The sequence below is a fragment of the Paraburkholderia tropica genome (assembly GCF_914484835.1).
Taxonomy (GTDB): Bacteria; Pseudomonadota; Gammaproteobacteria; order Burkholderiales; family Burkholderiaceae; genus Paraburkholderia; species Paraburkholderia tropica_A.
Window position 1 is genome coordinate 14,672 of the sequence record NZ_CAJZAR010000050.1, and the last position, 25,433, is coordinate 40,104.

22 protein-coding genes and 1 pseudogene are annotated in these 25,433 nt (G+C 67.0%); 10 read left to right on the forward strand and 13 right to left on the reverse strand.

The annotated features are described in order from the left end of the window. Nucleotides 1–123: 123 nt before the first annotated feature. The 4 genes from LDO54_RS17240 to LDO54_RS17255 form a co-directional block, all read right to left on the reverse strand. A complete protein-coding gene (locus LDO54_RS17240) occupies nucleotides 124–906 on the reverse strand; it encodes an ABC transporter ATP-binding protein (RefSeq protein ID WP_224011908.1) in 783 nt (260 codons plus the stop codon). Nucleotides 907–922: 16 nt separating this feature from the next. Then, complete coding sequence (locus LDO54_RS17245) at nucleotides 923–1,636, reverse strand: ABC transporter permease (protein WP_224011962.1); 714 nt, start codon at nucleotides 1,634–1,636, stop codon at nucleotides 923–925. 47 nt (nucleotides 1,637–1,683) lie between these two features. Next, nucleotides 1,684–2,373 carry an ABC transporter permease gene (locus tag LDO54_RS17250; protein ID WP_224011909.1) on the reverse strand — a complete coding sequence of 230 codons (690 nt, stop codon included), beginning with the start codon at nucleotides 2,371–2,373 and terminating at the stop codon, nucleotides 1,684–1,686. Nucleotides 2,374–2,712: 339 nt separating this feature from the next. Continuing rightward, a complete protein-coding gene (locus LDO54_RS17255; RefSeq protein ID WP_224011910.1) occupies nucleotides 2,713–3,489 on the reverse strand; it encodes an ABC transporter substrate-binding protein in 777 nt (258 codons plus the stop codon). Nucleotides 3,490–4,055: 566 nt separating this feature from the next. Here LDO54_RS17255 and LDO54_RS17260 point away from each other — a divergent pair. Further along, nucleotides 4,056–4,754: a pirin family protein gene (locus tag LDO54_RS17260; RefSeq protein ID WP_224011911.1), complete on the forward strand. Its 699-nt coding sequence runs from the start codon at nucleotides 4,056–4,058 to the stop codon at nucleotides 4,752–4,754. 242 nt (nucleotides 4,755–4,996) lie between these two features. Here LDO54_RS17260 and LDO54_RS17265 read toward each other — a convergent pair whose 3' ends face one another. Then, nucleotides 4,997–5,563: a periplasmic heavy metal sensor gene (locus tag LDO54_RS17265; RefSeq protein WP_224011912.1), complete on the reverse strand. Its 567-nt coding sequence runs from the start codon at nucleotides 5,561–5,563 to the stop codon at nucleotides 4,997–4,999. 229 nt (nucleotides 5,564–5,792) lie between these two features. Between LDO54_RS17265 and LDO54_RS17270 the strand changes: the two genes are divergently transcribed. Both LDO54_RS17270 and LDO54_RS17275 read left to right on the forward strand, forming a co-directional pair. Next, nucleotides 5,793–6,524, forward strand: a complete 732-nt coding sequence (locus LDO54_RS17270) for a response regulator (RefSeq protein ID WP_065063743.1) — start codon at nucleotides 5,793–5,795, stop codon at nucleotides 6,522–6,524. After that, nucleotides 6,508–7,821 (forward strand): ATP-binding protein, encoded by a 1,314-nt coding sequence (locus tag LDO54_RS17275; RefSeq protein ID WP_224011913.1) that lies wholly within the window; start codon nucleotides 6,508–6,510, stop codon nucleotides 7,819–7,821. The genes LDO54_RS17270 and LDO54_RS17275 overlap by 17 nt, the downstream gene beginning before the upstream one ends. 249 nt (nucleotides 7,822–8,070) lie before the next feature. Here the strand turns inward: LDO54_RS17275 and LDO54_RS17280 are convergent, their stop codons facing one another. Together LDO54_RS17280 and LDO54_RS17285 are read right to left on the reverse strand one after the other, a co-directional pair. Beyond that, nucleotides 8,071–8,337, reverse strand: a complete 267-nt coding sequence (locus tag LDO54_RS17280; RefSeq protein WP_065063739.1) for a double-stranded DNA-specific endonuclease — start codon at nucleotides 8,335–8,337, stop codon at nucleotides 8,071–8,073. 185 nt (nucleotides 8,338–8,522) lie between these two features. Then, a complete protein-coding gene (locus LDO54_RS17285) occupies nucleotides 8,523–10,202 on the reverse strand; it encodes a sensor domain-containing diguanylate cyclase (RefSeq protein WP_224011914.1) in 1,680 nt (559 codons plus the stop codon). 619 nt (nucleotides 10,203–10,821) lie between these two features. Between LDO54_RS17285 and LDO54_RS17290 the strand changes: the two genes are divergently transcribed. Both LDO54_RS17290 and LDO54_RS17295 read left to right on the forward strand, forming a co-directional pair. Next, the gene (locus LDO54_RS17290; RefSeq protein ID WP_224011915.1) at nucleotides 10,822–12,585 is read left to right on the forward strand and encodes an ABC transporter permease; all 1,764 of its coding nucleotides are present in this window, start codon (nucleotides 10,822–10,824) and stop codon (nucleotides 12,583–12,585) included. A 60-nt stretch (nucleotides 12,586–12,645) separates the two neighbouring features. Beyond that, nucleotides 12,646–13,995 (forward strand): ABC transporter ATP-binding protein, encoded by a 1,350-nt coding sequence (locus LDO54_RS17295; RefSeq protein WP_224011916.1) that lies wholly within the window; start codon nucleotides 12,646–12,648, stop codon nucleotides 13,993–13,995. A gap of 88 nt (nucleotides 13,996–14,083) precedes the next feature. Here LDO54_RS17295 and LDO54_RS17300 read toward each other — a convergent pair whose 3' ends face one another. From LDO54_RS17300 to LDO54_RS17310, 3 genes are all read right to left on the reverse strand, one after another. Beyond that, a complete protein-coding gene (locus LDO54_RS17300; protein WP_224011917.1) occupies nucleotides 14,084–14,665 on the reverse strand; it encodes a hypothetical protein in 582 nt (193 codons plus the stop codon). After that, nucleotides 14,662–15,198, reverse strand: coding sequence for a hypothetical protein (locus LDO54_RS17305; RefSeq protein ID WP_224011963.1), 537 nt, complete (start codon nucleotides 15,196–15,198; stop codon nucleotides 14,662–14,664). Before LDO54_RS17305 ends, LDO54_RS17300 begins: the two co-directional genes overlap by 4 nt. Nucleotides 15,199–15,593: 395 nt before the next feature. After that, complete coding sequence (locus LDO54_RS17310; protein WP_224011964.1) at nucleotides 15,594–16,634, reverse strand: sigma-54 interaction domain-containing protein; 1,041 nt, start codon at nucleotides 16,632–16,634, stop codon at nucleotides 15,594–15,596. Nucleotides 16,635–17,455: 821 nt separating this feature from the next. On the opposite strand from LDO54_RS17310, the gene LDO54_RS17315 reads away from it, so the two are divergent. The 5 genes and pseudogenes from LDO54_RS17315 to otsA all read left to right on the forward strand — a co-directional run. Continuing rightward, the gene (locus LDO54_RS17315; RefSeq protein WP_224011918.1) at nucleotides 17,456–17,779 is read left to right on the forward strand and encodes a hypothetical protein; all 324 of its coding nucleotides are present in this window, start codon (nucleotides 17,456–17,458) and stop codon (nucleotides 17,777–17,779) included. Nucleotides 17,780–18,193: 414 nt separating this feature from the next. Continuing rightward, nucleotides 18,194–19,573: a sigma-54-dependent transcriptional regulator gene (locus LDO54_RS17320; RefSeq protein WP_224011919.1), complete on the forward strand. Its 1,380-nt coding sequence runs from the start codon at nucleotides 18,194–18,196 to the stop codon at nucleotides 19,571–19,573. A gap of 196 nt (nucleotides 19,574–19,769) precedes the next feature. Beyond that, complete coding sequence (locus LDO54_RS17325; RefSeq protein ID WP_224011970.1) at nucleotides 19,770–20,174, forward strand: hypothetical protein; 405 nt, start codon at nucleotides 19,770–19,772, stop codon at nucleotides 20,172–20,174. Nucleotides 20,175–20,298: 124 nt separating this feature from the next. Beyond that, nucleotides 20,299–20,589, forward strand: a complete 291-nt coding sequence (locus LDO54_RS17330) for a hypothetical protein (RefSeq protein ID WP_224011920.1) — start codon at nucleotides 20,299–20,301, stop codon at nucleotides 20,587–20,589. A gap of 256 nt (nucleotides 20,590–20,845) precedes the next feature. Continuing rightward, nucleotides 20,846–22,252 (forward strand): annotated as a pseudogene (gene otsA / locus LDO54_RS17335) (alpha,alpha-trehalose-phosphate synthase (UDP-forming)); the annotation flags it as partial. A gap of 340 nt (nucleotides 22,253–22,592) precedes the next feature. On the opposite strand, the gene LDO54_RS17340 reads toward otsA, so the two are convergent. The 3 genes from LDO54_RS17340 to LDO54_RS17350 all read right to left on the reverse strand — a co-directional run bounded on the left by LDO54_RS17340 (nucleotide 22,593) and on the right by LDO54_RS17350 (nucleotide 25,337). After that, on the reverse strand, nucleotides 22,593–23,150 hold the full coding sequence (locus LDO54_RS17340; RefSeq protein WP_224011921.1) for a hypothetical protein: 558 nt from the start codon (nucleotides 23,148–23,150) through the stop codon (nucleotides 22,593–22,595). A 164-nt stretch (nucleotides 23,151–23,314) separates the two neighbouring features. Continuing rightward, nucleotides 23,315–24,781: an MFS transporter gene (locus LDO54_RS17345; RefSeq protein ID WP_224011922.1), complete on the reverse strand. Its 1,467-nt coding sequence runs from the start codon at nucleotides 24,779–24,781 to the stop codon at nucleotides 23,315–23,317. Nucleotides 24,782–24,833: 52 nt separating this feature from the next. Beyond that, a complete protein-coding gene (locus tag LDO54_RS17350) occupies nucleotides 24,834–25,337 on the reverse strand; it encodes a YbhB/YbcL family Raf kinase inhibitor-like protein (RefSeq protein ID WP_224011923.1) in 504 nt (167 codons plus the stop codon). Between the last annotated feature and the right edge of the window lie 96 nt (nucleotides 25,338–25,433).

Consider the following 25,433-nt stretch of genomic DNA (forward strand, 5'->3'; position numbering starts at 1 on the left):
GGCCCGGCTTGCGGAAAAAAGAAAAGGCGCTGAAAGCGCCTTGAAATACTACTTTTACTACATCGCTGCGTTAGCGGATGGAGTCGACTACAAGCCGACTAAAAGCCGGCTAAAAACGCGGCATCACTTGAGACTGCCCGACAGGAACTGGCGCAGACGATCGCTTTTCGGATTGGCGAACACCTCGGCGGGCACGCCTTCCTCTTCCACGCGGCCTTGATGCAGGAACATCACATGATTCGAAACGTTGCGCGCGAAACCCATTTCGTGCGTGACGACGATCATCGTGCGGCCTTCCTCGGCGAGCTGTTGCATCACCTTGAGCACTTCGCCGACGAGTTCGGGGTCGAGCGCCGAAGTCGGCTCGTCGAACAGCATCACGTCGGGGTTCATGGTGAGCGCGCGGGCGATCGCCACACGCTGCTGCTGGCCGCCCGAGAGATGCGACGGATACTGCTTCTCGACGCGCGGCGCGAGCCCGACCTTCTCCAGATAGACGCGCGCGCGGTCTTCCGCTTCCTTGCGCGAGAGGCCGAGCACGTGCACGGGCGCCTCGATCACGTTCTCCAACACCGTCATGTGCGACCACAGGTTGAAGTGCTGGAACACCATCGCGAGCTTGGTGCGCACGCGCTGCAACTGCTTGACGTCGGCGGCCACGAGCGCGCCGCTGCGGCGGTCGGCTTTCGTGATGACTTCTTCGCCGTCGACGAAAATGCGGCCCGCGTTCGGCTGTTCGAGAAAGTTAATGCAGCGCAGCATCGTGCTCTTGCCGGAACCCGACGAGCCGATCACGCTGATCACGTCGCCGGCGTTCGCCTTGAGCGAGACGCCTTTGAGCACTTCGTTGTCGCCGTACTGCTTGTGGATCGAATCGACGAAAAGTTTCTGCTTCTGGGAATTCATCAAAGACCTCGTTGGCTCACTTGCCTTGCGGTCGCAGGTATGCGAGCCAGCGGCGCTCGGCTTGGCGGAACAGCCACACGAGCGTGAAAGAAATGATCAGGTACAGCATGGCGGCGATGCCGAACGCGCCGAACGACTGGTAGGTCGCCGAGTTCACGTCGCGCGCGATCTTCAGGATGTCCGGCACGGTGGCCGTGAACGCGACGGTGGTCGCGTGCAGCATCAGGATGACTTCGTTGCTGTAGTAGGGCAGCGCGCGGCGCAGCGCCGACGGCAGGATCACGCGGCGATACAGCGTGAACGGGCTCATGCCGTAGGCGCGCGCGGCCTCGATCTCGCCATAGGGCGTCGCCTTGATGGCGCCCGCGAAGATCTCGGTGGTGTACGCGCAGGTGTTGAGCGTGAACGCGAGCAGCGTGCAGTTCATGCCGCTGCGGAAGAACGCGCTCGTCAGCTCATGATTGCGGATGATCTCGAGACTGTAGAGGCCCGTGTAGCAGAGCAGCAGCTGCACGTAGAGCGGCGTGCCGCGGAAGATGTACGTGTAGAGCCACACGAGGCTCGAAAGCCACTTCTTCTTCGAGACGCGCGCCACGGCGAGCGGCACCGAGAGGCAGAAGCCCAGGCCGATCGAAATCACCAGCAGCCAGGCCGTGATGGCGACGCCGGTGAAGTGGTAGCCGTCGGTGTAGAGATAGTTGCGCCAGTACTGCTGGATCAGCTGGATCAGGTCTTGCATTGTCGTTGGCCTTGTCTTGTCTTCTGCCTAAGCCTGGATCAGAGATCCGCCTTGCGCACGCCGGTGGAGTAGCGCTTGTCGAGATACATCAGCACGAAGTTCGAGACCGTCGTGATGCCGAGATAGATCGCGCCCGCGAGCAGCGTGAAGAAGAAAAAGCGCAGCGTGCCCTTGCCGGCGTCCTGGCTGGCCTTCACGACGTCGGCGAGGCCGATGATCGAGACGAGCGCCGTCGACTTCACGAGCACCTGCCAGTTGTTGCCGATGCCGGGCAGCGCGAAGCGCATCATCTGCGGGAACATGATGCGTTTGAATACCTGCCAGTTCGTCATGCCGTAGGCGTGGCCCGCTTCGAGCTGGCCGCGAGGCACGGCGAGAAACGCGCCGCGGAAGGTCTCCGTGAAATACGCGCCGTAGATGAAGCCGAGCACCACCACGCCCGCGAGGAACGGGTCGATGTCGATCTGATCCCAGCCGAGCATGTCGGTGAGATCGTTCAGCCAGATCTGGATGCTGTAGAACAGCAGCAGCATCAGCACGAGATCGGGCACGCCGCGGATCAGCGTGGTGTAGGCCGTGCCCGCGCCGTGCACGACGCGGTTTTTCGAGAGCTTCGCCGCCGCGCCGATCAGCCCGAGCACGAAGGAGAGCACGAGCGAGAGCACCGCGAGCTTGACGGTCTGCCAGGTGCCGGCGAGGATCAGCGGGCCGTAGCCTTGAAGAAACATAGGTGAGTCCTCGACGAAGCGTCCTCGATGCCGAGGGGCGCCTCGCGAAAGGCGCGGCAGCGACTGCCGCGGTTCAAATCCGGTCAAGCGCGGCTGGCGAGGCTTCGCCGCGTGGCCGTCGGTCTCCGTGTCCTGGAGGCGCGTGTCGAACGGCGCCTGGGACTGCGTCTCGAAGGGCGCTTCTCATCGCACTTCGTATTGCGATGGCACTGCGTCTGCACTGCGATTGCACTGTATACGAAGCGCCTGCGCGGTCCATCGGGGCGAGCCCCGGGCGGCGCGCCGGTGACGTGCGCCGGCGCAGTTGCCCGGTTAAGTTGCCCGGCGCAGTTGCGAGGCTTACTTGCCCTTGTAGATCGGGAAGTCGAAATACTGCTTCGCGATCTTGTCGAACGTGCCGTCCTTGTGCAGCGACGCGAGCGCCGCGTTGAACTTCGCCTTCAGGTCGGCGTCGTCCTTGCGCAGGCCGATGGCGGTGCCGTCGCCGATGGTCGCGAGATCCTCGACTTCCGGGCCGGCCCAGCCGAAGCCCTTGCCGCGCGGCGTCTTGAGGAAGCCGTAGTCGGCCTGCACCTCGTCCTGCAGCGTGGCGTCGAGACGTCCGCCGATCAGATCCTGATAGACCTGATCCTGATTCTGGTACGACACCACGTTCACACCCTTGGGCGCCCAGTGGACCTTCGCGTACGCTTCCTGGGTCGAGCCCTGCTCGACGCCGACGTTCTTGCCCTTGAGCGACTCGGGCGTCGGCAGCAGCGGCGAACCGCTGCGCGCGATCATGCGCGCGGGCGCGTCGAACAGCTTGTCGGAGTAGTCGATCTGCTGGCGGCGCTGCGGCGTGATCGTCAGCGACGAGACGATCGCATCGAACTTGCGCGCCTTGAGCGCCGGAATGATGCCGTCGAGGTCGTTTTCCACCCACACGCACTTCACGTTCATGCGCGCACAGAGCGCTTTCGTGAGGTCGACGTCGAAACCGACGATCTGGCCGTTGGCGGCCTTGGACTCGAACGGCGGATAGCTCGCATCGACGCCGATGCGCACGGTATGCCATTCCTTGGCCGCGACGCTGCCCGCCATCAGGGCGAGCGCGACGCACACTGCGAACTTCTTCATCTTTCTCCTGTCGGGGCGGAGTGAGTGGTTCATCACCGACTCCGTCCCATCCATAGCTGAGGCGGGCGCTTCGGGACCGCGGCGCCGGGCGGCGCGCACCGGTGCCGGCGCTCGCTCGCGTCATGCGCGAACCGGCTCGTGGCCGGAGCGCCGCCATTGTAGGCGATCAAAAATACGGGTCGGACGCGCTGGACATCCAGGCTTGCGTCCCAAGCCGGCGTTGCGACGCGCCGTGACGGGCGTGCGCCGGGCGTATGCACCGCGCGACGCGCCGTGCGCGGGGTGGCGCTGGCCGAAAAGCGCGGTATTTTACCCGAAGCCAGCGCCCGCGCGGGCGACTCGGGACCCGGCATGTGGTTCAGGTCTGACAGAGTTGGCGACATCGTCTGACAGGGGCCGGATCAGTGGACGGCGGCGCCGGTGGACGAGAGGCAGCGGCGGAACGCCGCAGCGCCCGCGCGGGCCATTGATGTTGCTGGCGAAACGATCCGGTGCGCCGGTGCGGATTGTGCATCGGGCCGTCCGCCCCTACCTTCGGACATCGACATCATTGAACGGAGAACGCCATGCTTGCCATCCGACGCGCCGACGAACGCGGCCACGCCAACCACGGCTGGCTCGACTCGTATCACAGCTTCTCGTTCGCGGACTATTTCGACGAAGCGCATATGCACTACGGCGCGCTGCGCGTGCTCAACGACGACCGCATCGCAGGCGGGCGCGGCTTCGGCGCGCACGGCCACCGCGACATGGAGATCGTCACCTATGTGCTCTCGGGCGCGCTCGCGCACCGCGACAGCATGGGCAACGGCTCGACCATCCGTCCCGGCGACGTGCAGCGCATGAGCGCCGGCACGGGCGTGATGCACAGCGAGTTCAACGGCTCGCCGGACGAGGAAGCGCATCTGCTGCAGATCTGGCTGCTGCCGACCCAGCGGGGCGGGGCGCCCGGCTACGAGGAAAAGCGTTTCGACGACGCCGACAAGCGCGGCCGCCTGCGCGTGATCGCCTCGCCCGACGGGCGCGACGGCTCGGTGACGGTACAGGCCGACGCCTCGATCCACGCGGCGCTGATCGACGGCGACGAGCGCGCGCAATACGCCGTGCCGGCGGGACGGCGGGTCTACGTGCAGGTGGCGCGCGGCGCGCTGGAAGTGAACGGCGAACGCCTGAACACCGGCGACGCGGCGATGATCGAAGCCGAAACGTCCGTGGTGCTCGCGAAGGGCGAGGACGCTGAAGTGCTGCTGTTCGATGTGGCCTGAGGCGGCCTGACCCAGCCGGAAGCCGACTGATACCGCGCCAGCGTGCGCGGCCATGAAAAAAGCGCCGCGAGTGGCAAGACTCGCGGCGCTTTTGCGTGAAAGGGGCGGCGACGCCCGTGGGCTCTGGCCCGAGCCGACGTCCGGCGGCGCGACCCGCCGGACGCCCGCTCAGACGCGGGCCTGGTCGAACGACTGCGCGCCGGCCCGGGTGCCGGCCGCGCAGATGGCGACGGCGGAGAGGCTTACTGTGCGCCCGGCGCCGAAGCCGCGCCCTTGTCCTTGTGGTGCTGTTCCCAGCGCTGACGCATCTTCTCGTGGCGCTGTTCCATCTTCGCGAAGTGCTCCTTGAGCGCTGAGCTGACGGTGGTCTTCTGCTGGTCGTTCAGGCCGTTGTAGAACGCGAGCCAGGCTTGCGCGGTCTGCTCGCGCAGTTGCGCTTCCTGCTGCTCGATCTGCTGATGCGTGGCGTGCATCGCGTTCAGGTCGAGGATCGGCTGGTTCTTCTGCGCGTCGAACTGCTGCTTGAGCTGTTCGTGGTTCTTGCGCATGGCCTGGCCGTTCTGCTTCATCGTGTCGACGGCGGTTTGCCACTGCTTTTCCTGCGCGGCGTTCAGGTTGAGCTTGTCGTGCAGCTTTTTGGCGCCCATCATGAAGTCGCCGTGCATGCCCGGGCCGCCATGCGGACCGTGCATCATGCCGGGACCGCCCGGGGGCGGCGGCGGCGTTTGCGCGTTGGCGGCGGTGGCGCCGACGGTGAGAGCGAGCGAGGCAGCGGCAATAGCGAGAAGGCGCGACGTAGTCTTGTACATGGTGAAGCTCCTGACAAATCCTTGAAGGTTTGGTCCGGTTTGGCACGGTGCCGAAATAGGGGCAGCCGCAACCGGTGTCCCTAGCGTATAGGCCGTCCAGGAGCGGCGTGTTACGGCCCGGGGCGTTGTCATTACGCGACATTACATGCGCCTTTCGCAGTAACTTCTCGTAACCCAAAGCGCCTCCATGTAAGCGAATGGCTTACATGCGCGCGTTAAACTTCGTCCCATGGCTACTCAAATTCTGGTCGTCGATGACGACGTCGAACTGCGCGACCTGCTGCGCGACTATCTGGCGCGGCAAGGCATGGAAGTGTCGGTGCTGCACGATGCGGGCTCGCTCGAGCGCCGCCTCGAGCGCGAGCGCCCCGACCTGATCGTGCTCGATCTCATGATGCCGGGCGTCGACGGGCTCACCGCGCTGCGCAAGCTGCGCGCGTCCGGCGACGACATCCCCGTGATCATGCTGACCGCGCGCGCCGACGACGTGGACCGCATCGTCGGTCTCGAACTCGGCGCCGACGATTACCTCGGCAAACCCTTCAATCCGCGCGAACTGCTGGCGCGCGTGCAGGCCGTCCTGCGCCGCCGCCGCACGCTGCCCTCGGCCGCCGCGCCCGAACAGCGCGAGCCGTTCTCGTTCGGCCGCTTCACGCTCGACTTCCAGTCGCGCACGCTCCAGCAGGAAGGCAAGCCCATCATGCTGTCGGGCAGCGAGTTCGCGCTCCTGAAGATCTTCGTCAATCACCCGATGCGCACGCTCACGCGCGAGCGCCTGCTCGAACTGCTGCACGGTCCTGAATACGATGGCACCGACCGCGGCATCGACGTGCAGGTGTGGCGTCTGCGCCGCATCCTCGAAACCGATCCGTCCACGCCGCGCTTTATCCAGACGGTGCGTGGCCGCGGCTACGTTTTCGTGCCGGACGGCGAGCAGAGCGGTCATGCGCCGGCCGGTTGATTCGCTGTTCGGGCGGCTTGCGCTGCTGTTCGTCGGCGTGCTGCTGCTCTCGCACGTCGCGTGGTTCGCGCTCATGCGTCTCGAGCGCGACCAGATGCAGTCGCGCTACGCGGTCGAAGAGGCCATGTTCCTCGTCGACGCAGTGCGTCAGCACGTCGAGCGCGAGCCCGACCAGCCGCTGCCCTCGCGGGTTCAGCTGGTGCCGGCGGACAGCCCCGACGTGCCGCCCATGCGCACCGAGATGCCCGAGCCGCTGCATCGTTTCCTCGACGACATGCGCGAGCGCATGCCGCCGGGCACCGAGGTGCGCCCCGGTATGCCGGGCCGTGCGCCCACGCTCTGGGTGAAGGGGCCGCAGGACGCCAAGTGGATCGTCGTGCCGGGCCAGCCGCTGCGCATCATGCGGCCGATCGACCGCGCGCCGTGGTTCATCATCATCTTCGCGGCGGCGCTGGTGGCCGCGCTTGTGGCGGCGTGGATGGTGCAAAAGCCGCTGCGCGCGCTGGCTCAGGCGGTCGCGCGTTTTGGCCGCGGCCAGCCGGTGCCGCCGCTGCGCGAGCGCGGTCCGCGCGAGCTGCGTCAGCTCACGCGGGGCTTCAATCAGATGGTCAAGGAAGTCGAGCGCACCGAGAAAGACCGTGCGGTCATGCTCGCGGGCGTGGCGCACGACCTCAAGACGCCGCTGGCGCGCCTGCGCCTGCGCGCCGAAATGATGGACGAGCAGAAGGTGCGCGACGGCGTGGTGCGCGACGTGGAATCGATGGCGCACATCGTCGACCAGTTTCTGGTGTTCGCGCACGACGGCGCCGACCGCAGCGAGCCCGTCGAAGTCGACGAGCAGTGCGAGCGCATCGCGCGCAATTACCGCACGGTGGGCGGCGAGACGCTGGCGATCGAGCGGCGCTTCAAGGCCGGTGCGGATTTCCGCCTGCCGACCGCCACGCTCGACCGCGTGGTGGCCAATCTGCTCGACAACGCGCACGCTTACGGCGCGCCGCCCGTGGTGATCGAAACCTCGCGCGACGCCGAGGGTTACACGCTCACGGTGAGCGACCACGGCAAGGGCATCGCCGACCAGGATCTCACGCAGGCGAGCCGTCCGTTCGTGCGGCTCGATCCGGCGCGCGGCGGCAACGGCCATAGCGGCCTGGGTCTCGCCATCGTCGAGCGGCTGGTGCGGCGCGCGGGCGGCGAGATCGCCATCGGCAACGGTGCAAGCGGCGGCCTCGCGGTGCGTATGAGTTTTCCGTTCGAGGTGGTCGAGCGCACGGTCGCCGAAGCGGCGCAGATCTGGTGAGCGCTGGCGCGTGAACCTGCGCGCATTGGGCGTGCTACGGAACGGCTGAGGGCAGTGCGGGAAAGTGCGATGGAGAACTGCGCGGCGGGCGTCCGGGCTGTGCCGGAGCCGACCGAAAGTAGTGCGGATGTGATGCAGCGGATGTGATGCAGCGGCTGTGATGCAGCAGACGCGATGCAGCAGAAGTGATTCAGCAGAAGTGATTCAGTGTGACCCGGAGCGGCTGCGAACCAGCCGCTCTTTTTATTTTCAGGCCGAGAACAGCGTGTCGAGCGCGGCGGCGGCTTCGCTGTCGACGGTGTTGTAGACGACGCTGTCGGCTTCGAAAATATAGTGCGTCGTGTACTTGCCGATGCGGGCGAGAATTTCTTCCTGGACCAGCTCGGGCGCGGCTTCGAGCTTCAGATACCACGCGGTCGAAGAGAGGCGCGTCTGGAACGCACCGTATTCCACCATCAACTGGTCGAACGCGAGAGCATCCTGATCGCGGCAGACGATGACCAGATTTCCCTTCATGCATGCCTCCTGATATGTGCTGTGAAACGACCTGACGCGCCGTGCACCGGATTTCGGCGATGCGCTCTGCATGGCGGCGCGTGCTGCGCTGGTCCGATGATACCGCGTCGGACCGGTTTGCCCCGGTCGAGTTCTCCAGTTAAGTGAGTGCGTGCTTGCGGCGCGCCGGTGGGGTGAAGCGATGCTCACCACGTTTCGGCGGCCGCGCGCGGCGGCACGGCGCCGTCAGCGGTCATGGCCTCGCAGCGGTCGCGGCCGCCCGCTTTCGCCATGTAGAGCGCCAGATCGGCGCGGCTCATCAGCCGTTCGGGCTGGTCCTGCGAGGCCGCGAGTTCGGTGACGCCGATGCTCACGCTCAGGTTCGACTCGGCGGGCAATTCGGCGCACGGGCTCGACTTCACTTCGCGGCGTAGACGCTCGATCACGTCGTGCGCGGTCGACAGCGACGTGTCGGGCAGCAGGATGCCGAACTCCTCGCCGCCGAGCCGGCCCACCGCATCGTCGGAGCGCAGTTCGGCGCGGCAGGTCTCCACGAAATGCTGGAGCGCGCGGTCGCCCGCCGGATGGCCGAAGCGGTCGTTGATCTGCTTGAAGTGGTCGAGGTCGGCGATCGCCATGCACAGCGGCTTGCCTTGCGCATAGGCGGCGTCGATCTCGCGGCGCAGCAGGTCGAGGAAGTAGCGGCGCGACAGCGCGCCCGTGAGCGCGTCGTGGCGCGCCTCGGCGGCGAGCAGCGCATTGGCCGCCTGCAATTGCCCGGCGAGGTCGCGGCTCGCGCGATGCAGACGCCGCTCGCGCACCCACGAAATCGAAATCACGGCCGCGAGCGCCGCCGTGCCCGCGAGCGTCAGAAAAATCAGCAGCCGGTCGCGCCGATGATTGGCGAGCAGTTCGGTCCACGCGTTGAGCGGATCGACGAGATGCGCCGAGAGCCCCGAGTTCAGGCCGCCGCGCACTTCGTAGAGCGCGGGCAGGCGCTGGCCGGGCAGATCGACGAGCGACTGCGCGGCTTGCGCGGGCATCCACGGCGCCTGGTTCGTGGCGGCTTCGGCGGCGCTTTGCAGCGCGAGTTCGGAGAAGCGCTCGCGCAGGTAGGTGTTGACGCGGTCGACCGCGTTCATTTCCTCGACGTGCGAGCCCGGCATCGCGAGTCCTTCGATCGCGCTGTCGTGCGCCATCACGATCACGCCGTTGCTGTCGGAGACGAAGGTGCCCGGATGCGTGACCCAGTGGCGCAGCCGCGCGATGCTGACCTTGGCGACCACGGCGCCCACCAGCACCCCGTTGTCGTAGGCGGGCGCGGCGACGAAGATGCCCGGCTCGCCGCTCGACGTGCCCACGCCGTAGGTTTCGGAGAATGCGCCGAGCAGCGTGTCGCTCAGATACGCGCGCGGACGCATGTCGACGCCCACGTAGGAAATCTTGTCCATCGCGTTGCTCGACGCGATGCAGATGCCGTTGCTGTTGACGAGCCAGATCGCGTCGAGGCCGGAGAAGCCTTGAGCGTCGTGCAGGAAGCGGTTGACGGTGGCGAGCTCGGGCGCCTGCTGCAACGCTTCGCGTCGCGCCAGTTCCGTAGATGTGCGCAAAGCGGCATAATGCCCGGCCTCGGTCAGCGCCTGCTGCACCACGTGGGTCTCGGCCATGGTGGCGGGAATCGCGCGCGACATGGCGAGATCGCTGGCGATCACTTCCGCCATGTTGTCGACGACGGAGCGCGTCATCTGACGCTGGACCTTGAGCGCCGTATCGAGCTCCTGACGCACCATGCGGTCGGCGAGCCAGCCGGCGCCCAGCCAGCAGATGAGCGCGGCCGCCACGACACAGAGGGGCCCGGCTGCCTGACGCAAGAGTCTCCTGTTCATCGGCCTTCTGGTTCGTGGATGGGCATGGCGCGCCTGATGCTTGAGCGGGCGGCTGGCCCGATATGCCGGCGCGTGACGCACCGGCCCGGCACAACGGGGCACTGCGTGGCGAGGGGGTGGCCGTCGCCGCGTGACGATTCTACCTCTCGAATGGCGTCAGCGAGCCTCCCAACGCCGTCCAGCGGGCCTTGCGCGTATCTGGCATGTGCGAGGGCGCACGTTTGGGAACCTGCGGGCGGCCGCGCCGGAAGGTTGCCGGAATGCCGCCGAAAGCGCCCGGAAAGTGGCCTGAAAGCCCCGCCGGACGGGCGTTCCCCGATGCCCGGGCGACGCGCCGCGCGAGGTTGAATGTGTCACGGAGGTTGTAGTAGTGTCGTGCCGTTCCGAACAAGGCAAGCCTGCCGGGCGAGCGGGCGGCTCCGGGTGGCAGTGCGCGTCCTCGTGCGCCGTCGCCGCGTCTTCAACGCTAACGAAATACTCAGTCCATGCGCCTTGCCTTTGCTGATTTCCGCTCTCCGCGCGCTGCTGCTCGTGTCGCCTGTGTCACATGTGTCACGTGTGCAACGCGCGCCCCGCGCCGCGAGGCCACCGCATCAATGTTCAACGGAGAGCGCGCCTGATGGAATTCAAGTTCAACCTGAACCGCACGGCCAACGCTTCGGCGTGGCGCGTGCTGCCCAACCGCTGGGACTTCGTGGCGTTCCCGCTCATCATCTGCCTGATCGCGATGGCGGCCGTGGGCTTCCACGAAACGATGGCGCCGATCGCCACGCTCAAGGCGCAGCCGATTTCGCTCGACGCATCGAACCTGCCCGAGTACGCGATGCGCACGACGCTGCGCATGCTGGCCGCGATGATCGCCTCGCTGATCTTCACGCTGGTTTACGGCACGCTCGCAGCCAAGAGTCGCCGCGCCGGACTCGTGCTGGTGCCGATTCTCGACATTCTTCAGTCGGTGCCGGTGCTGGGCTACATCTCGTTCACGGTCACGTTCTTCCTCGCGCTGTTTCCCTCGCGCGTGCTCGGTGCCGAACTCGCGGCGATCTTCGCGATTTTCACGAGCCAGGCGTGGAACATGACGTTCAGCTTCTATCAGTCGCTGCGCACCGTGCCGCGCGATCTCGATGAAGTGTCGAAGGGCTTCCACCTGACCAACTGGCAACGCTTCTGGAAACTCGAAGTGCCGTTCTCGATGCCGGGCCTCATCTGGAACATGATGATGTCGATGTCGGGCGGCTGGTTCTTCGTGGTGGCCTCCGAAGCGATCACGGTCGGCAACAACACGATCACGCTGCCGGGCGTCGGCGCCTATCTCGCGCAGGCGATCGCCGAGCGCAACATGCACGCCATCGGTTGGGTGATCCTGACGATGACGGTCGTGATCCTCGCTTACGACCAGTTGTTGTTCCGTCCGCTCGTCGCGTGGGCCGACAAGTTCCGCATGGAGAACACCAGTTCCGGCGACGCGCCCGGATCCTGGCTGCTCGACCTGATCCGCCGCACGCATCTGATTCACGAACTGCTCGTGCCGCTCGGCTGGATTTTCGCCAAGGCCGCGCGTATTCCGTTCCGCCTGCCCGCGTTCCCGACGATCCAGCGCGCCGCGTCCGCCGCGCCCGCACGCAGCGGCGCGCGCTCGAAGCTCGGCGATATCGTCTGGGCGCTGTTCTTGATCGCGCTCACGCTGTTCGTGGTCTGGCGCGTGGTCGCCTACGTGCGCACCGGCGTCTCGCTCGACGAAGTCGGCCACGTGCTGGTGCTCGGCCTCATCACGCTGCTGCGCGTGGTCGTGCTGATCGCGATCGCCTCGGTGATCTGGGTGCCGCTCGGCGTGCTGATCGGCATGCGCCCGGCGCTCGCCGAAAAGATCCAGCCGCTCGCGCAGTTCCTCGCGGCGTTCCCGGCGAACCTGCTGTTCCCGGTGTTCGTGATCGTGATCGTGCGCTTCCACCTCAATCCTGACATCTGGCTGTCACCGCTGATCGTGCTCGGCACGCAGTGGTATATCCTGTTCAACGTGATTGCCGGGGCGAGCGCCTACCCGAACGACTACAAGGAAGCGGCGAAGAATTTCCGCATCCGTGGCTGGCAGTGGTGGCGGCAGGCGGTGCTGCCGGGCATCTTCCCGTACTACATCACGGGCGCGATCACGGCCTCGGGCGGCGCGTGGAACGCGAGCATCGTCGCCGAATACGTGCAGTGGGGCGACACGAAGCTCGAAGCGCACGGCCTCGGCGCCTATATCGCGCAGATGACGGCCGCCGGCGACTTCCCGAAAATCATTCTCGGCATTGCTGTGATGTCGCTGTTCGTCACGCTGTTCAACCGCGTGCTCTGGCGCCCGCTGTACACGCATGCCGAATCCCGGCTGCGCCTCGATTGATCGCCCTCGGGCGAACACTGCGACAATTCAGCGAATCAACGAAGGATCGAAGGTAACGCGATGCAAAACCCCAAGACCCTGAGCACCGCGCACGGCGACGTGCAAACGGCCCCGAATCCGCCGCGGCTCGGCGAGGAAATCCTGCGTGTCAAGGACGTGTGCCGGGGCTTCAACAAGTCGCAGGGCGAACTGCTCGTGCTCGACGACGCCAATCTCTCGCTGCGCGAAGGCGAGATTGTCGGGCTGCTCGGCCGTTCAGGCTCGGGCAAGTCGACGCTGCTGCGCATCATCGCCGGGCTGATCGAACCGACCGACGGCGAAGTGACGTGGCGCGGCAAGCCGCTCGACGGCCCGGCCGAAGGCGTGGCGATGGTGTTCCAGACCTTCGCGCTGTTTCCGTGGCTCACGGTGCTGCAAAACGTGGAAGCGGGTCTCGAAGCGCAGGGCGTGGGCGCGCGCGAGCGCCGCGAACGCGCGCTGGCGGCGATCGACCTGATCGGTCTCGACGGCTTCGAAAACGCCTATCCGCGCGAACTCTCGGGCGGCATGCGCCAGCGCGTGGGTTTCGCGCGCGCGCTCGTCGTCGACCCGATGCTCATGCTGATGGACGAGCCGTTCTCCGCGCTCGACGTGCTGACCGCCGAAACGCTGCGTACCGACCTGCTCGACCTGTGGACGCAAGGGCGTCTGCCGATCAAGTCGGTGCTGATCGTCACGCACAACATCGAGGAAGCGGTGTTCATGTGCGACCGCATTCTGGTGCTGTCGTCGAATCCGGGGCGCGTGGTCGCGGAAATCAAGGTGCCGTTCAAGCACCCGCGCAACCGTCTGGATCCGGCGTTCCGCAAGCTCGTCGACGACATCTACGCGAAGATGACCGCGCGTCAGACCGACGAGAAGACGAAGAAGGGGCTGGAACTCGGCAGCTGGCTGCCGCGCGTGTCGACCAACCTGATGGCCGGTCTGATCGAAACGCTCGCCGCCGCGCCGTATCACGGCCGCGCCGACATGCCGGAAATCGCGCGCTCGCTGCATCTGGAAGTCGACGATCTGTTTCCGATCGCGGAAGTGCTGCAACACCTCGGTTTCGCCGATGTGCGCGAAGGCGACGTGCTGCTGACGCCGCCCGCGCGCGTGTTCGCGGAATTCGGCACGCAGGAGCGCAAGATGATGTTCGCCGAGCATCTGCTGCGTCATGTGCCGCTGGCGGCGCGGATCAAGAAGGTGCTCAACGAGCGTCCGGGCCATCGCGCGCCGCGCGTGCGCTTCGAGCAGGAACTCGAAGACTTTCTCTCCGACGGCGCCGCTGAAGAAACGCTCGACACGGTGATCGACTGGGGCCGTTATGGCGAGATCTTCTCGTACAACGACCAGTCGGAAATCTTCAGTCTCGAAGACGTGGAGTCCTGATCGATCGACGGTATCGTCCCGATCGTCTTGATCACGTGCAATGAAAAACGGTCGCCTCGGCGACCGTTTTTTTTCGTGCTGCGCGAGCTTATTGCAGCGAGCCCCAGCGCTCCACGGCAGGCTCGGCGGTTGCCCATTTCCACGTGCTCTGATCCTGGCACGCGGTGGCGGTGTACCACTGCTCGGGCGCGTTGGCGGCGTCGCCGTCCTGCACCGAGAACACGAAGTCCTTGCACAGCGCGAGCGCCGACGCGAACGCGCGCGTCACGCGCACCTTGCCGTGGCCGTTTTCCACGGGCAGCGTGTGCTTGATGCGCCAGGTGTCGGTGCCGTCGACGGGCAGACGGCCGGCGGTTTCGGCGATCAGCTCCTGCTGGTCGGCGTGCATGCCTTTCATGAAGCGGGCGACGGCTTCGTCGGTGGCCGCCTGCACGGCGATGCCGACGCCCACGCCCACGGCCGGATTCGCGGTCACGATGCCGGTGGCGGCCGCCGCCGCCGCGCCGCTGGCCGCGCCGATCGAACTGCAGCCGCTCGTGGCGAGCGCGACGCCCGCGCAGAGCGCCGCGAGCGTGACGAGACGCGTCGCGCAATGACGCCGCGCACGTCGCGCCTCTCGTGTAACCCGCGCGTGCCGCGCCGGCGTGCCGTGCGATGTCACGCCGCTCATTGCAGCGCGCCCCAGCGAGCCGTGGCCGGTTCGGCCGACGCCCACTTCCAGTTCTGTCCGTCGCGGCACACCGAGGCCACGTAGAACGCGCTCGTCGCGGCTTTGTCCTTGGTCGCGTTGTGATCGACGGAAAAGACGATTTCCTTGCAGTCGAGCGCGCCCGAGCTGATCGTGCGGCTCACGGTCACGCGGCCGTGTTCGTCGTCTTCGATGGGAAACGAGTGGACGATCGACCAGGGCGCGACGCCGCCGACGTCGAGCGGGCCCGCGGCCTTCGCGATGCTGTCCTGGGTGTTGGTGTGCACGACTCGTTCGGAGTACTGCACGCCGGCTTTCGCGGCCGCCACGGCGCCGAGGCCGATGCCGGTCGCGACCGCCGCGTTGTTCGTCACCTGCGAGGCGATGGCCGCGCCCGCGATGCCCGCGCCGGTTTGCGCGCCCTCGGAATAGAGCGAACTGCACGCCGAGCACGCGAGGCTGGCGGCGGCGAGCAGCGTGAGCGACGCGGCGCGGCGCCAGCGCGCGGACGGCATCGCGCTGCGGGGCAACACGACGTGAATCGATGCCAGCGTGGAGTCGATGCGCGATTCGATTCGCGAGGCCGGCGACGGCGCGTTGCACGCCAGAGCACTTCGTTCTTGCATGGTCCTTTCCCTGCCGCTTGCGGCCGGAAGCCGCGTTGCGCAAGCTTCCAGCACGTTTTCGTGCTGCGGATTGTGCAGGAAGGACTTACACAAGGGGATAGGTAAAGTGCAAGAAATTGCAAAATGCCGTGCACCCCTGACCGTATCGTGATCGCGGTCATGGCAAATTCGCGTAATTTGCTTGCGTTTTGCTGACCACTTGGCGGCTGTTGGCGGTTTTCCTGAAACCGCGACGACGATGCGAGGCGCGCTGCGCCGTCGCGATCGTCATCGTCATGCCATCGTCATTCGGTGTCGCGCGTGTCGTCGGCTTCGTTGATGCCGGTGTCGTCGGGTGCGCCGGTTTCGCCGTCCTCGGCGCCGTAGCTGCCGAGCCGGTTGTAGAGCGTCTTCAGACTCACGCCGAGCGTGCGCGCCGCGAGGCGCTTGTCGCCGCCGCAGTGCTTGAGCGTGCCGAGAATGATCTGCTTCTGCGCGTCGGCGAGCGGCGTGCCGATCCACACGCTCATCGCATCGCCCTGCGTGACGGGCTTCTTCACGCGCGGCACGAGTTGCGGATGCGCGATCTCCACGTGCTTCTCCGCGAGGATGAAGGCGCGATACACCGCGTTCTTCAGCTCGCGCACGTTGCCGGGCCACGACCAGTTGCGCACCGTTTCGAGCGCGCGCTTGCTGAACGCCTTCTGCGTGCCGGCTTCGTCGTTGAGTTCGGTGAGGAACAGCTGGGCGAGCAGCTCGCGGTCGCGCTCGCGCTCGCGCAGCGGCGGCGCGCGCAGCGGAAACACGGCGAGGCGGTACATCAGATCCTCGCGCAGCGCGTTGTCGCGCACGGCGGCCAACGGATCGCGGTTGGTCGCGGCGATCACGCGCACGTCGCCGCGAATCGCCTCGTTGCTGCCGACCGGGTAGTACTCGCCGGACTCCAGCGCGCGCAGCAGCTTGACCTGATGCAGCAGCGACATCTCGGTGACTTCGTCGAGGAACAGCGTGCCGCCGCGCGCGTGCTCGAAGTGACCGTCGCGCGCCTGCACCGCGCCCGTGAAGCTGCCTTTTTCGTGGCCGAACAGTTCGGCTTCGATCAGCTCGTCGGGGATCGCGCCGCAATTCACGGCGATGAACGGGCCGTCGCGGCGATGGCTTTCTTCGTGGATCGTGCGCGCGACCAGCTCCTTGCCGGTGCCCGATTCGCCGACGATCAGCGCGGTCGCATCGGTGACGGAGACGCGGCGGATCTGCTCGTAGAGGTCCTGCATGACCGCCGAGGAGCCGTAAAGGCGTCCGTACGATTCCAGTCCCGCGACGCGCGCGCTGCGTTGCTCGCTCATGCGCGCGTCGTTGCCTGCGTTGTCGGCTTTATCGCCTTTGTCGCTGCGGCGTGCGGCGCGCGGCTTGTCGCTGCGCTTTTCATCGCGCTTCTCGTCCCGCTTTCGATCAACCTTCTCGTCACGTTGTTCATCGCGCATCTCATCGCGTTCGGCGGCGGGCGAGCCCGGCTCGATTGTCGCCATACGGTAGTCGTCCTGCAAAATGGGGTGGGTGGCCCGAAACCGGGCGCGTGCGCTGCGCGCGTCGTCGACGCGGCGCATGACGCAGGCGCGCAGGGCGGATCGGGCATGGCTTGCCGGCCTCGGCGGCTGGCGAGCCGCACGATCGGGCCGACTGGCTGTGCGAAACGGCGCGGGCGATGCGTTGCCCGGCGGCCACGGGATTTCCATCTCGTAAACATTTAACCACTGCCGCGCGTCGCAGGGCAATGGACGTGCCCGGATTGCCGGCGCGCGCGCATGGCCGACAGTGCGCATCGCGTGCGCCGCGCCCGGGCGCGATATCGGTACGAGCGCGGTACGAGCGCGGTACGAGCGCGGTTCGATAACGGTTCAATAACGGTTCGATAGCGGCTTGTCGCTGGCGTGAAATCGGCGTATCACGGGTTTCACGCGCGGCGAGCGTGCAACTTTTGCGCTCGGTCTGCCCGTGCACCCTCGGCCTGGCACGTCTCGTGCTGCGCAACTTGCACTGTGCGCGGTCGTCTATCCTACGTGGCGCGGCTTATGTGCCGACAAAGCATGGGCCGTCCCGCACGCGGACGGCGGCCGATTTCGACATTTCCGACCGCATTTCCGACAACAAACTGGGAGAGTGCGACATGGCGAAGAACAGACCTGGATTGATTGGAACCCTCGTGGCGGTGGGCGCGCTCGGCGCGACGGCGGGCATGCTGGCCTGGCGTTTCGCGCAGCGTCACCGCATGCAGCGTCAGACCGTTCACCGCGAACTGAGCCGCTGGGAAGGCGAGGGCGGCGCGCTGGCGGAGAGCGGCGCAGCGCCGAACGCAGCGGCCGCAGCAGCCGATGCGATGGCCGCGGGCGTGATGGCGCGGCGCGATACGGTCAATGGCACGGCCGACGAGGCCGCGACCGGCGCCTGGCCGTTTCCGCAGAGCGGCAGCGATCCGGCCACGCGGCATTGATCGGGCGTTGACGAGACATTGATGAGGGCATCGATGTGGCGCTTTCATGCGGCGCTGAAGCCGTATCGACGTGGCGCGCGCATCCTGCCGACGCGCGCGCCTGGAGGATGGCGGCGAGGCCGGGGCCGCCATGAAGGCGACGCATCCGCATCTCGAATATGTCTATAATGGCCATATCCACAACAATCGAGGTTCGGGTTGACTGCGGGTCGCGCGATTGTTGCGATCATGCAGCTAAAAGACCACGCTCGCCGTCCTGAGCGTACCCGGCCGTTTCGCACTCCACTTGCCGTGCCACTCACGCGCCGCGCAGCCCGCGGCGTCGGACTCCGTTGTCCGGCGCGCAGGAATTTGCCGCGGCGCGGCCTGCTGTGCGCAAGGGAGCCACTCACCTTTCAGGGCTGACGAGACGCGATGCCACATGTATTGATTGTCGATGACGACGCAGAAACCCGCGAAGCGCTCGCCGCCGTGGTGGGCGAAGACGGGCTCACCACCGCACAGGCCGGCGACCTGCGCGAAGCGCGCATCCAGCTGATCCGGCAGATGCCGGACGTCGTGTTCACCGATCTGAAGCTGCCCGACGGCAGCGGCACCGATCTGTTCCAGGACCTCGATCCGCGCTCGGGCGTGGAACTCGTGGTCATCACCGGTCACGCGACCGTGGAGACGGCCGTCGACGCGCTCAAGAGCGGCGCGATCGACTATCTCGTGAAGCCGATCAACCTCCAGCGCGTGAAGGCGATTCTCAACCGCCTGCCGCGCGCGGGCGACCTCAAGGCCGAAATCGGCACGCTGCGCGGCGAACTGCGCCGCATGGGCCGCTTCGGCCTGATGCTCGGCAATTCGCCGGTCATGCAGGACGTCTACGACCAGATCAGCCGCGTCGCGCCCACGCCCGCGTCGGTGATGCTGGTCGGCGAGTCGGGCACCGGCAAGGAAGTGGCCGCGCAGACCATCCATCAGCTGAGCCTGCGCCGCAAGCACGAATTCCTCGCGGTGAACTGCGGCGCGATTTCGCCGAACCTGATCGAATCGGAAATGTTCGGCCACGAGCGCGGCTCGTTCACGGGCGCGGACCGTCAGCACAAGGGCTATTTCGAGCGCGCGAACGGCGGCACGCTGTTCCTCGACGAAATCACCGAAATGCCGATCGAGCTGCAGGTGAAGCTGCTGCGTGTGCTGGAAACCGGGCTGTTCATGCGCGTGGGCACGACCAAGGAAATCGAGACCGACGTGCGCCTGATCGCGGCGACCAATCGCGATCCCGAGCAGGCCGTGGCCGAGGGCAAGCTGCGTCTGGACCTGTATCACCGCCTGAACGTGTTTCCGATCAACCTGCCGCCGCTGCGCGAGCGCGGCAAGGATGTCGAGCTGCTGGCGCAGGCCTTCCTCGACGAACTCAACGAACGCCACGGCACGAAGAAGCAGTTTCCGCCCGCCGTGCGCGAGATGCTCGCGGCCTATCCGTGGGCCGGCAACGTGCGCGAGCTGAAGAACTACGTGCAGCGCGCGCACATCATGTCGGGCAACGAGGGCGATCTCACGGCCGCCGTGCCGTTGCAGATCTCGCTGTCGAAACCGGTGGCGGGCACGGCGGTGACGATTCCGTTCGGCACCTCGCTCGCCGATGCCGATCGTCAGCTGATCCTCGCGACGCTGGAGCAGTGCGGCGGCGTGAAGACGCGCGCGGCGGAGATTCTCGGCATCAGCCTGAAGACGCTCTACAACCGGCTCGTCGAATACGGCAACGAGACCGGCAAGGGCGAGACGCCCGCGCGCGCGGGCGCCTGAGGCGCGCGCACTCCACGCACCCCACGCATCCCTTAAGCACCTTCAAGCCACTTCACGCCCGTTCGTGCCGGTACGCGATGTAAATCGCGCCCGGACGAACGGGCGTGTTGCAGGGTGCGGCCGCTCCGGTGCGCATCGGCGCGGCTGGTATGTCGCTTGCAGACGCTGTCATCGACGACCTTTCGAGGAGCGCACGATGCCCAGCTGCAAACAATCCGATCCGCTTCGCTTCAAGCCCTGGCTCGCGCATACGCCGCAGCCCGACGATCCCCCGCCCAGCGAACCCGGCACGCCCGATGTGCCGCCGGTCGGCGATCCGCCGCCGCAGCCGGCCGAAGTGCCGCGCTCGATCCGCCACTATCCGGTGATGCGCGCGCCGGATTCCCTCGCCGATTCCGCCGCCGACGACAGGTCGCGCGTGGCCGCTTACGCGCGTCAGGCGGGCCGCGCGGCGTGGGCGCGCTGGGCCCGATGGGCCAGCTGGACCTGCCGGCCGGGCGGCGATCGAGGCCTGTCGTCTTCGCCGTCTTCGCCGTCTTCGGGGTCGGAAATGTCGTCGGCAACCTCGCTGCGACGCGCGCCACTGTTGCAGCATCGGTGATAGTCGCGGTTTTTATGTACGAGTTACAAACCAATCGCCATTTTTACCGGCAAATTCACGCGGCGAACCCTAGACTATAAAAACGCCAACGCCGCGTGGCAGCCTTCCCGCAGGAGGCATCGACATGAGACATCCCGCATTGCGCCGCTCCGCCCGTCACTCGGCCCGGCGTGGCTCGCGTGACGGAGAGCAGAAGGGCGCCAGTTTCGCCGATACGGCTTCCGCCGCATCCGGCCCTCCGGGTTCCGCGAGCGTGTCGGGCGCGACTTCCGGCGCTTCCGGCTACAGCCACGATCCGGCCGGCCAGAATCGCCCCGCGCCCGGCGTACCGCCCGATGGCGAGCACAACCAGGGCGGCGCGCGTGCCGAAGGGATCGACTATCAGCGCGATCTCGGCTCCGAGCAGGACGCCTGAGCGGCACGTGAACAAGGTGCCTGGGCAGGACGTCTGAGCGGCCAGTTTGCGGACGCGCTTTCGAGCGTCCGGCGCATCACCGATCGCATTTGCACGGCGCTGTCGCAGCAAGCGCGGCTTGCGGCGGTGCGCACCGATTTCGCCTGCGCCCCGTTTTCTTCCTTACCCGATCGGGCAAGGAGGCACGGGTCTTGCGTGCATACCCAAGGCATCGTCCCCGGACGCACGAAACAACGAAACAGGAGGGTTGGCCGCAATGGGCAGACTGATCGTGGTATCGAATCGCGTGGCACCGACGCAAGAGGGCCGTCCCGCAGCAGGCGGGCTGGCGGTCGGCGTGCTCGACGCGCTCAAGGAAACCGGTGGCGTCTGGTTCGGCTGGAGCGGCGAGACCGTCTCGGAGCCGACGGAGCCGGTCATCGAGCAGCAGGGCAGCGTCACCTACGCGACGGTAGGACTCACCCGCCGTGACTACGACCAGTACTACAAGGGTTTCTCGAACACGACCCTTTGGCCGACGTTCCACTACCGCAACGACCTCGCGCGCTACGAGCGTCAGGAGTACGGCGGCTATCTGCGCGTGAACGTCACGCTCGCGCGCCAGCTCAAGCCGCTGATCCAGCCCGACGACATCATCTGGGTTCACGACTATCACCTGATTCCGTTCGCGCGCTGCCTGCGCGATCTGGGCGTGAAGAACCCGATCGGCTTCTTCCTGCACATTCCGCTGCCGGTGCCGGAAGTGATGCGCTCGGTGCCGCCGCACGAAGAACTGATGAAGTTCATGTGCCACTACGACGTGGTCGGCTTCCAGACCGACGCGGACCGTCAGGCGTTCCTCGACTACATCGAGCGCGGCGGCCACGGCACCGCGAGCGACGACGGCATGGTGCACGCGTGGGACCGCTTCCTGAAAGTGGGCACCTACCCGATCGGCATCTATCCCGACGTGATCGCGAAGTCGGCGGCGCAGTTCACCGACCGCAAGCCGGTGCGCAGCCTGCGCGACGCGATGCGCGGACGCAAGCTCATCATGAGCGTCGACCGTCTCGACTATTCGAAGGGGCTCGCGGAGCGCTTCCAGGCGTTCGAGCGCATGCTGCAAAACGGGCCGGGCTGGCATGGCCGTGTTTCGCTGTTGCAGATCGCGCCGCCGACGCGCTCCGACGTGCAGACCTATCAGACCATTCGCCGCAATCTCGAAGGCGAGGCCGGGCGCATCAACGGACGCTTCGCGCAGCTCGACTGGACGCCGATTCAATACCTCAACCGCAAGTACGAACGCAATCTGCTGATGGCGCTGTTCCGCCAGGCGCAGGTCGGCTATGTCGCGCCGCTGCGCGACGGCATGAACCTCGTCGCGAAGGAATATGTGGCGTCGCAGAATCCCGATGATCCGGGCGTGCTGGTGCTCTCGCAGTTCGCGGGCGCGGCCGAGCAGTTGCCTGGCGCTTTGGTTGTGAATCCTTACGATCTGAATCAGACCGCCGAGGCGCTCGAGCGCGCGCTCTCGATGCCGCACGCCGAGCGCCAGTCGCGCTACGAGGACATGATGGCGTCGATGCGCGAGAACAATCTCTCGGTGTGGCGCGATACCTTCCTCGCCGATCTGCGCAGCGTGGCGACGGCGGCTTCGGTCACGGCCACGGCGAAGGCGCGCAGCGCCGCGCCGGTGGCGCCGGTTGCTTCGATCGCGCCGGTTTCGCCGCTTTCGCCGGTTTCTCCGGCTGCGACGATCAAGGCGGTGACGAAGCCCGCGCAGGCGGCGCAAGCCGACGCGCCCGCGAAAGCTGCGGTGAAGGCCGCGCCGCCGGTGGCATCGGCGTCCGCATCGGTGGTCGGCAAGGCGAAGGCGCAGTGATGGCGATGCGCGTCGTCGTCACGCGTTAGCGTTCGCGGCGCGGCGTCCCGATATCGCGATATCGGGACTTACGGCACACGGTTCACCCCCCGGCGGCTTTCGAGCCGCCGTTTTTTTGCGCGCGCCGATGCACAGGCCCCGCTCAGGCGCGCTGTACGCCCGCTTCGGCGAACGGATGCGGCGCGACCGTCGGATCGAAATCCGCCCAGTGGCCGCCGTGCCATTGGCCCGAGGCGCGCTCGATATCGTCGGCGCCTGCTTCGCGCAGCACGTCGGCGGCGACGGTCTGGTTATCGGGGCTCACGTGGACGGTGAGCAGCACGCCCGACTGGCGCGTCTCGTGATGCACGCGCTCCTCGTGCTCGCTCGCGCGGTGCCAGCCCGAGCCGATGCGCGCGCCGAGCCACGCGCCCACGCCCGCCGCGATCACCACCGAGGGCAGCGACGCCGACAGCAGCGCGCCGAACAGCGCGACGCCCGCCACGGCGCCGGCGACCGCGCCCAGCGTGAGATTGCGTATTCGATGCGGCGGCGCGGCCGCGACGGCCACGGGATGCGGCGTGTGGCGCGCGTGCTGTCCGCGCGGATTGACGAAGAACAGGTTGACGTCTTCTTCGACGAAGCCGCGCGCGAACAGCTTTTCGGCGACGGTTTCGGCGGCGGGGAAGGTCGTGAAGCGCCCGGCGACGATCAGTGACATGGGCATCCCCCTTGTGCAAGGTTGACCCACTGAAGGAACGCGCGCCGCGCGTGCGGCGCGCCGTAATCCCATGTTAGTGCGTGCTTTTGAGAAGCGTGAGCCGATCGACGCGTGCGCTGCGGATTGCCTCGGTCGTCACTGCCTCTGCCACCCGGGTCGCTACCTCAGCCGCGCAGGCGCGCGTTGCGCTGCGGCACGAGCCGCATCAGGCTGACGACGGCGGCCACGGCGGAAAACGCCGTCGCCACGTAGAGCGCGAGCGCCGGTCCGTGCTGCGGCGCGACGCCGAAGATCAGCGCGACCAGCGCCGCGCCGAGCGTCTGTCCCGTGAGCCGCGCGGTGCCGAGCATGCCACTCGCGCCGCCGCTGCGTTCGCGCGGCGCGGACGAGAGAATCTGCCGGTTGTTGGGCGACTGGAAAATGCCGAAGCCCGCGCCGCACAGCGCCATGCGCCAGCCGATCTCGAACACCGTCGGATGCGCGCCGAGCGTCGCGAGCGACAGCAGCCCGAGCGCGAACAACGCGAGCCCCACGCCGCCGAGCATGCCGGCCGGATAGCGGTCGGACAGCCAGCCCGCGAGCGGCGCCGCGCCGATGATCACGAGCGGCCAGGGCGTCATCAGAAAGCCGGTATCGACCTGCGAGAAGCCGAACGCGTCCTGCAACATGAACGGCAGCGCCACGAACGCGAGCATCTGCGCGCAGAACGAGCACACCGAGGTGCTGATCGAGAGCGCGAACACCGGATTGGCGAGCAGATCGACGGGCAACAGCGGCGCGGGCTGCGTGAGCTGGCGGCGCACGAAGAACCAGCCGACCACGAGCGCGCCCGTGAGTTCGGCGGCGATCCATATGAGGTTCTCGCCGTGGCCGAAACCGTCGACGGCGAAGATCAGGAGACCGAACACGATGGCGTTGAACACCGCGCTGATGTAGTCGTAGGGCGCCGGATGGCCTTCGTTCATCGGCAGCGCGCGCAGGCCGAGCACGAGGGCGGCGATGCCGATCGGCACGTTGATCGCGAACAGCCACGGCCACGAGGCGATGGCGAGCACGCCCGACGCGAGCGTCGGGCCGACCGCCGAGGCCACGGCGACCACCATCGCGTTGATCGCCACGCCGCGTCCGAGCTGCGTGCGCGGATAGATCATGCGCACGAGCGCGGTGTTCACGCTCATGATGCCCGCGCCGCCGAAGCCCTGGATCATGCGTGCGAGCGCGAGCTGCGTCAGCGTGCCCGCGAGTGCGCAGCCGAGCGAGGCGACGGTGAACAGCGCGAGACCGGCCAGATAAACGCGCTTGTAGCCGATGCGGTCGCCGAGCGAGGCGAGCGGCAGGAGCGAGATCGTCACCGAAAGCTGGTAGGCGTTGACGATCCAGATCGAGCTGGCCGCGCTCGCGCGCAGATCGTGCGCGATGGTCGGCAGCGCGACGTTGGCGATCGCGCCGTCGAGCACCGCGAGCGTGATGCCGAGCGCGACCACGAGGATCGCGTAATAGCGTTGGGGAAAGGGCAGGCCGGATTCGGCGTCGTCGTCGGCGGCGTTGTGGAGGGTGGGCGCGTCGGGCGCGCGCGATGTGGCGGCGTGTTGCGTGGTGATGGGCATCGATACAAGGGCGGCGCGCAGCATGCTCGCGCGCCGCCGGCGGGTGCGTGGGCGATCGGCGTGCGTTGATGCGCGCCTATTTCAGTTCGTAGAGCCCGACGTAAGTCGTCGAGTCGATTTCGTTCAGGTGCGTCATGAAGCGCGCGACCGCGTTGGTGGTCTCGGGCGTGACGGGCAGTTGCGCCGCCTTCAGCGCGTGCACGCGGAAGATGTAGCGGTGCGGCTTGTCTCCGCGCGGCGGCGCCGCGCCGCCGAAGCCGACCGTGCCGTAGTCGTTGCGCATCTGCACGGCGCCTTGCGGCAGCAGGCTGCCGTCGGGCTTGCCCGCGTTGCGCGCGAGCGAGCGCACGTCGGGCGGGATGTTGACCACGACCCAGTGCCAGAAACCGCTGCCCGTGGGCGCGTCGGGATCGTAGACGGTGAGGGCGAAGCTTTGCGTGTCGGCGGGCGGCGTGTCCCATTGCAGCGCGGGCGAGACGTTGTCGCCATCGACGCCGAAGGCTCGATCGTCGAACTCCTGCGCCTTCGGCATGAAGCCGTTACTCGGAAAATCGTCGGACCAGAGTCGAAAATCAGCCATCGGTTGCCTCCTTTTCGTGGGTTCTTGGTCTTGAACAGGATGCGGCGGACCGGCGCGAGGGCGCGACGCCACGCAGCCTGCCGATCCAGTTTAGCA

Coding starts and splice junctions, on each gene's coding strand:
- LDO54_RS17350 (WP_224011923.1), bottom strand. CDS start 25,337: ATGGCTGATTTTCGACTCTGGTCCGACGATTTTCCGAGTAACGGCTTC.
- LDO54_RS17310 (WP_224011964.1), bottom strand. CDS start 16,634: ATGAGCGAGCAACGCAGCGCGCGCGTCGCGGGACTGGAATCGTACGGA.
- LDO54_RS17240 (WP_224011908.1), bottom strand. CDS start 906: ATGAATTCCCAGAAGCAGAAACTTTTCGTCGATTCGATCCACAAGCAG.
- LDO54_RS17280 (WP_065063739.1), bottom strand. CDS start 8,337: ATGAAGGGAAATCTGGTCATCGTCTGCCGCGATCAGGATGCTCTCGCG.
- LDO54_RS17260 (WP_224011911.1), top strand. CDS start 4,056: ATGCTTGCCATCCGACGCGCCGACGAACGCGGCCACGCCAACCACGGC.
- LDO54_RS17250 (WP_224011909.1), bottom strand. CDS start 2,373: ATGTTTCTTCAAGGCTACGGCCCGCTGATCCTCGCCGGCACCTGGCAG.
- LDO54_RS17265 (WP_224011912.1), bottom strand. CDS start 5,563: ATGTACAAGACTACGTCGCGCCTTCTCGCTATTGCCGCTGCCTCGCTC.
- LDO54_RS17315 (WP_224011918.1), top strand. CDS start 17,456: ATGGCGAAGAACAGACCTGGATTGATTGGAACCCTCGTGGCGGTGGGC.
- LDO54_RS17340 (WP_224011921.1), bottom strand. CDS start 23,150: ATGTCACTGATCGTCGCCGGGCGCTTCACGACCTTCCCCGCCGCCGAA.
- LDO54_RS17330 (WP_224011920.1), top strand. CDS start 20,299: ATGAGACATCCCGCATTGCGCCGCTCCGCCCGTCACTCGGCCCGGCGT.
- LDO54_RS17255 (WP_224011910.1), bottom strand. CDS start 3,489: ATGAAGAAGTTCGCAGTGTGCGTCGCGCTCGCCCTGATGGCGGGCAGC.
- LDO54_RS17320 (WP_224011919.1), top strand. CDS start 18,194: ATGCCACATGTATTGATTGTCGATGACGACGCAGAAACCCGCGAAGCG.
- LDO54_RS17325 (WP_224011970.1), top strand. CDS start 19,770: ATGCCCAGCTGCAAACAATCCGATCCGCTTCGCTTCAAGCCCTGGCTC.
- LDO54_RS17300 (WP_224011917.1), bottom strand. CDS start 14,665: ATGAGCGGCGTGACATCGCACGGCACGCCGGCGCGGCACGCGCGGGTT.
- LDO54_RS17270 (WP_065063743.1), top strand. CDS start 5,793: ATGGCTACTCAAATTCTGGTCGTCGATGACGACGTCGAACTGCGCGAC.
- LDO54_RS17305 (WP_224011963.1), bottom strand. CDS start 15,198: ATGCCGTCCGCGCGCTGGCGCCGCGCCGCGTCGCTCACGCTGCTCGCC.
- LDO54_RS17275 (WP_224011913.1), top strand. CDS start 6,508: ATGCGCCGGCCGGTTGATTCGCTGTTCGGGCGGCTTGCGCTGCTGTTC.
- LDO54_RS17290 (WP_224011915.1), top strand. CDS start 10,822: ATGGAATTCAAGTTCAACCTGAACCGCACGGCCAACGCTTCGGCGTGG.
- LDO54_RS17285 (WP_224011914.1), bottom strand. CDS start 10,202: ATGAACAGGAGACTCTTGCGTCAGGCAGCCGGGCCCCTCTGTGTCGTG.
- LDO54_RS17345 (WP_224011922.1), bottom strand. CDS start 24,781: ATGCTGCGCGCCGCCCTTGTATCGATGCCCATCACCACGCAACACGCC.
- LDO54_RS17295 (WP_224011916.1), top strand. CDS start 12,646: ATGCAAAACCCCAAGACCCTGAGCACCGCGCACGGCGACGTGCAAACG.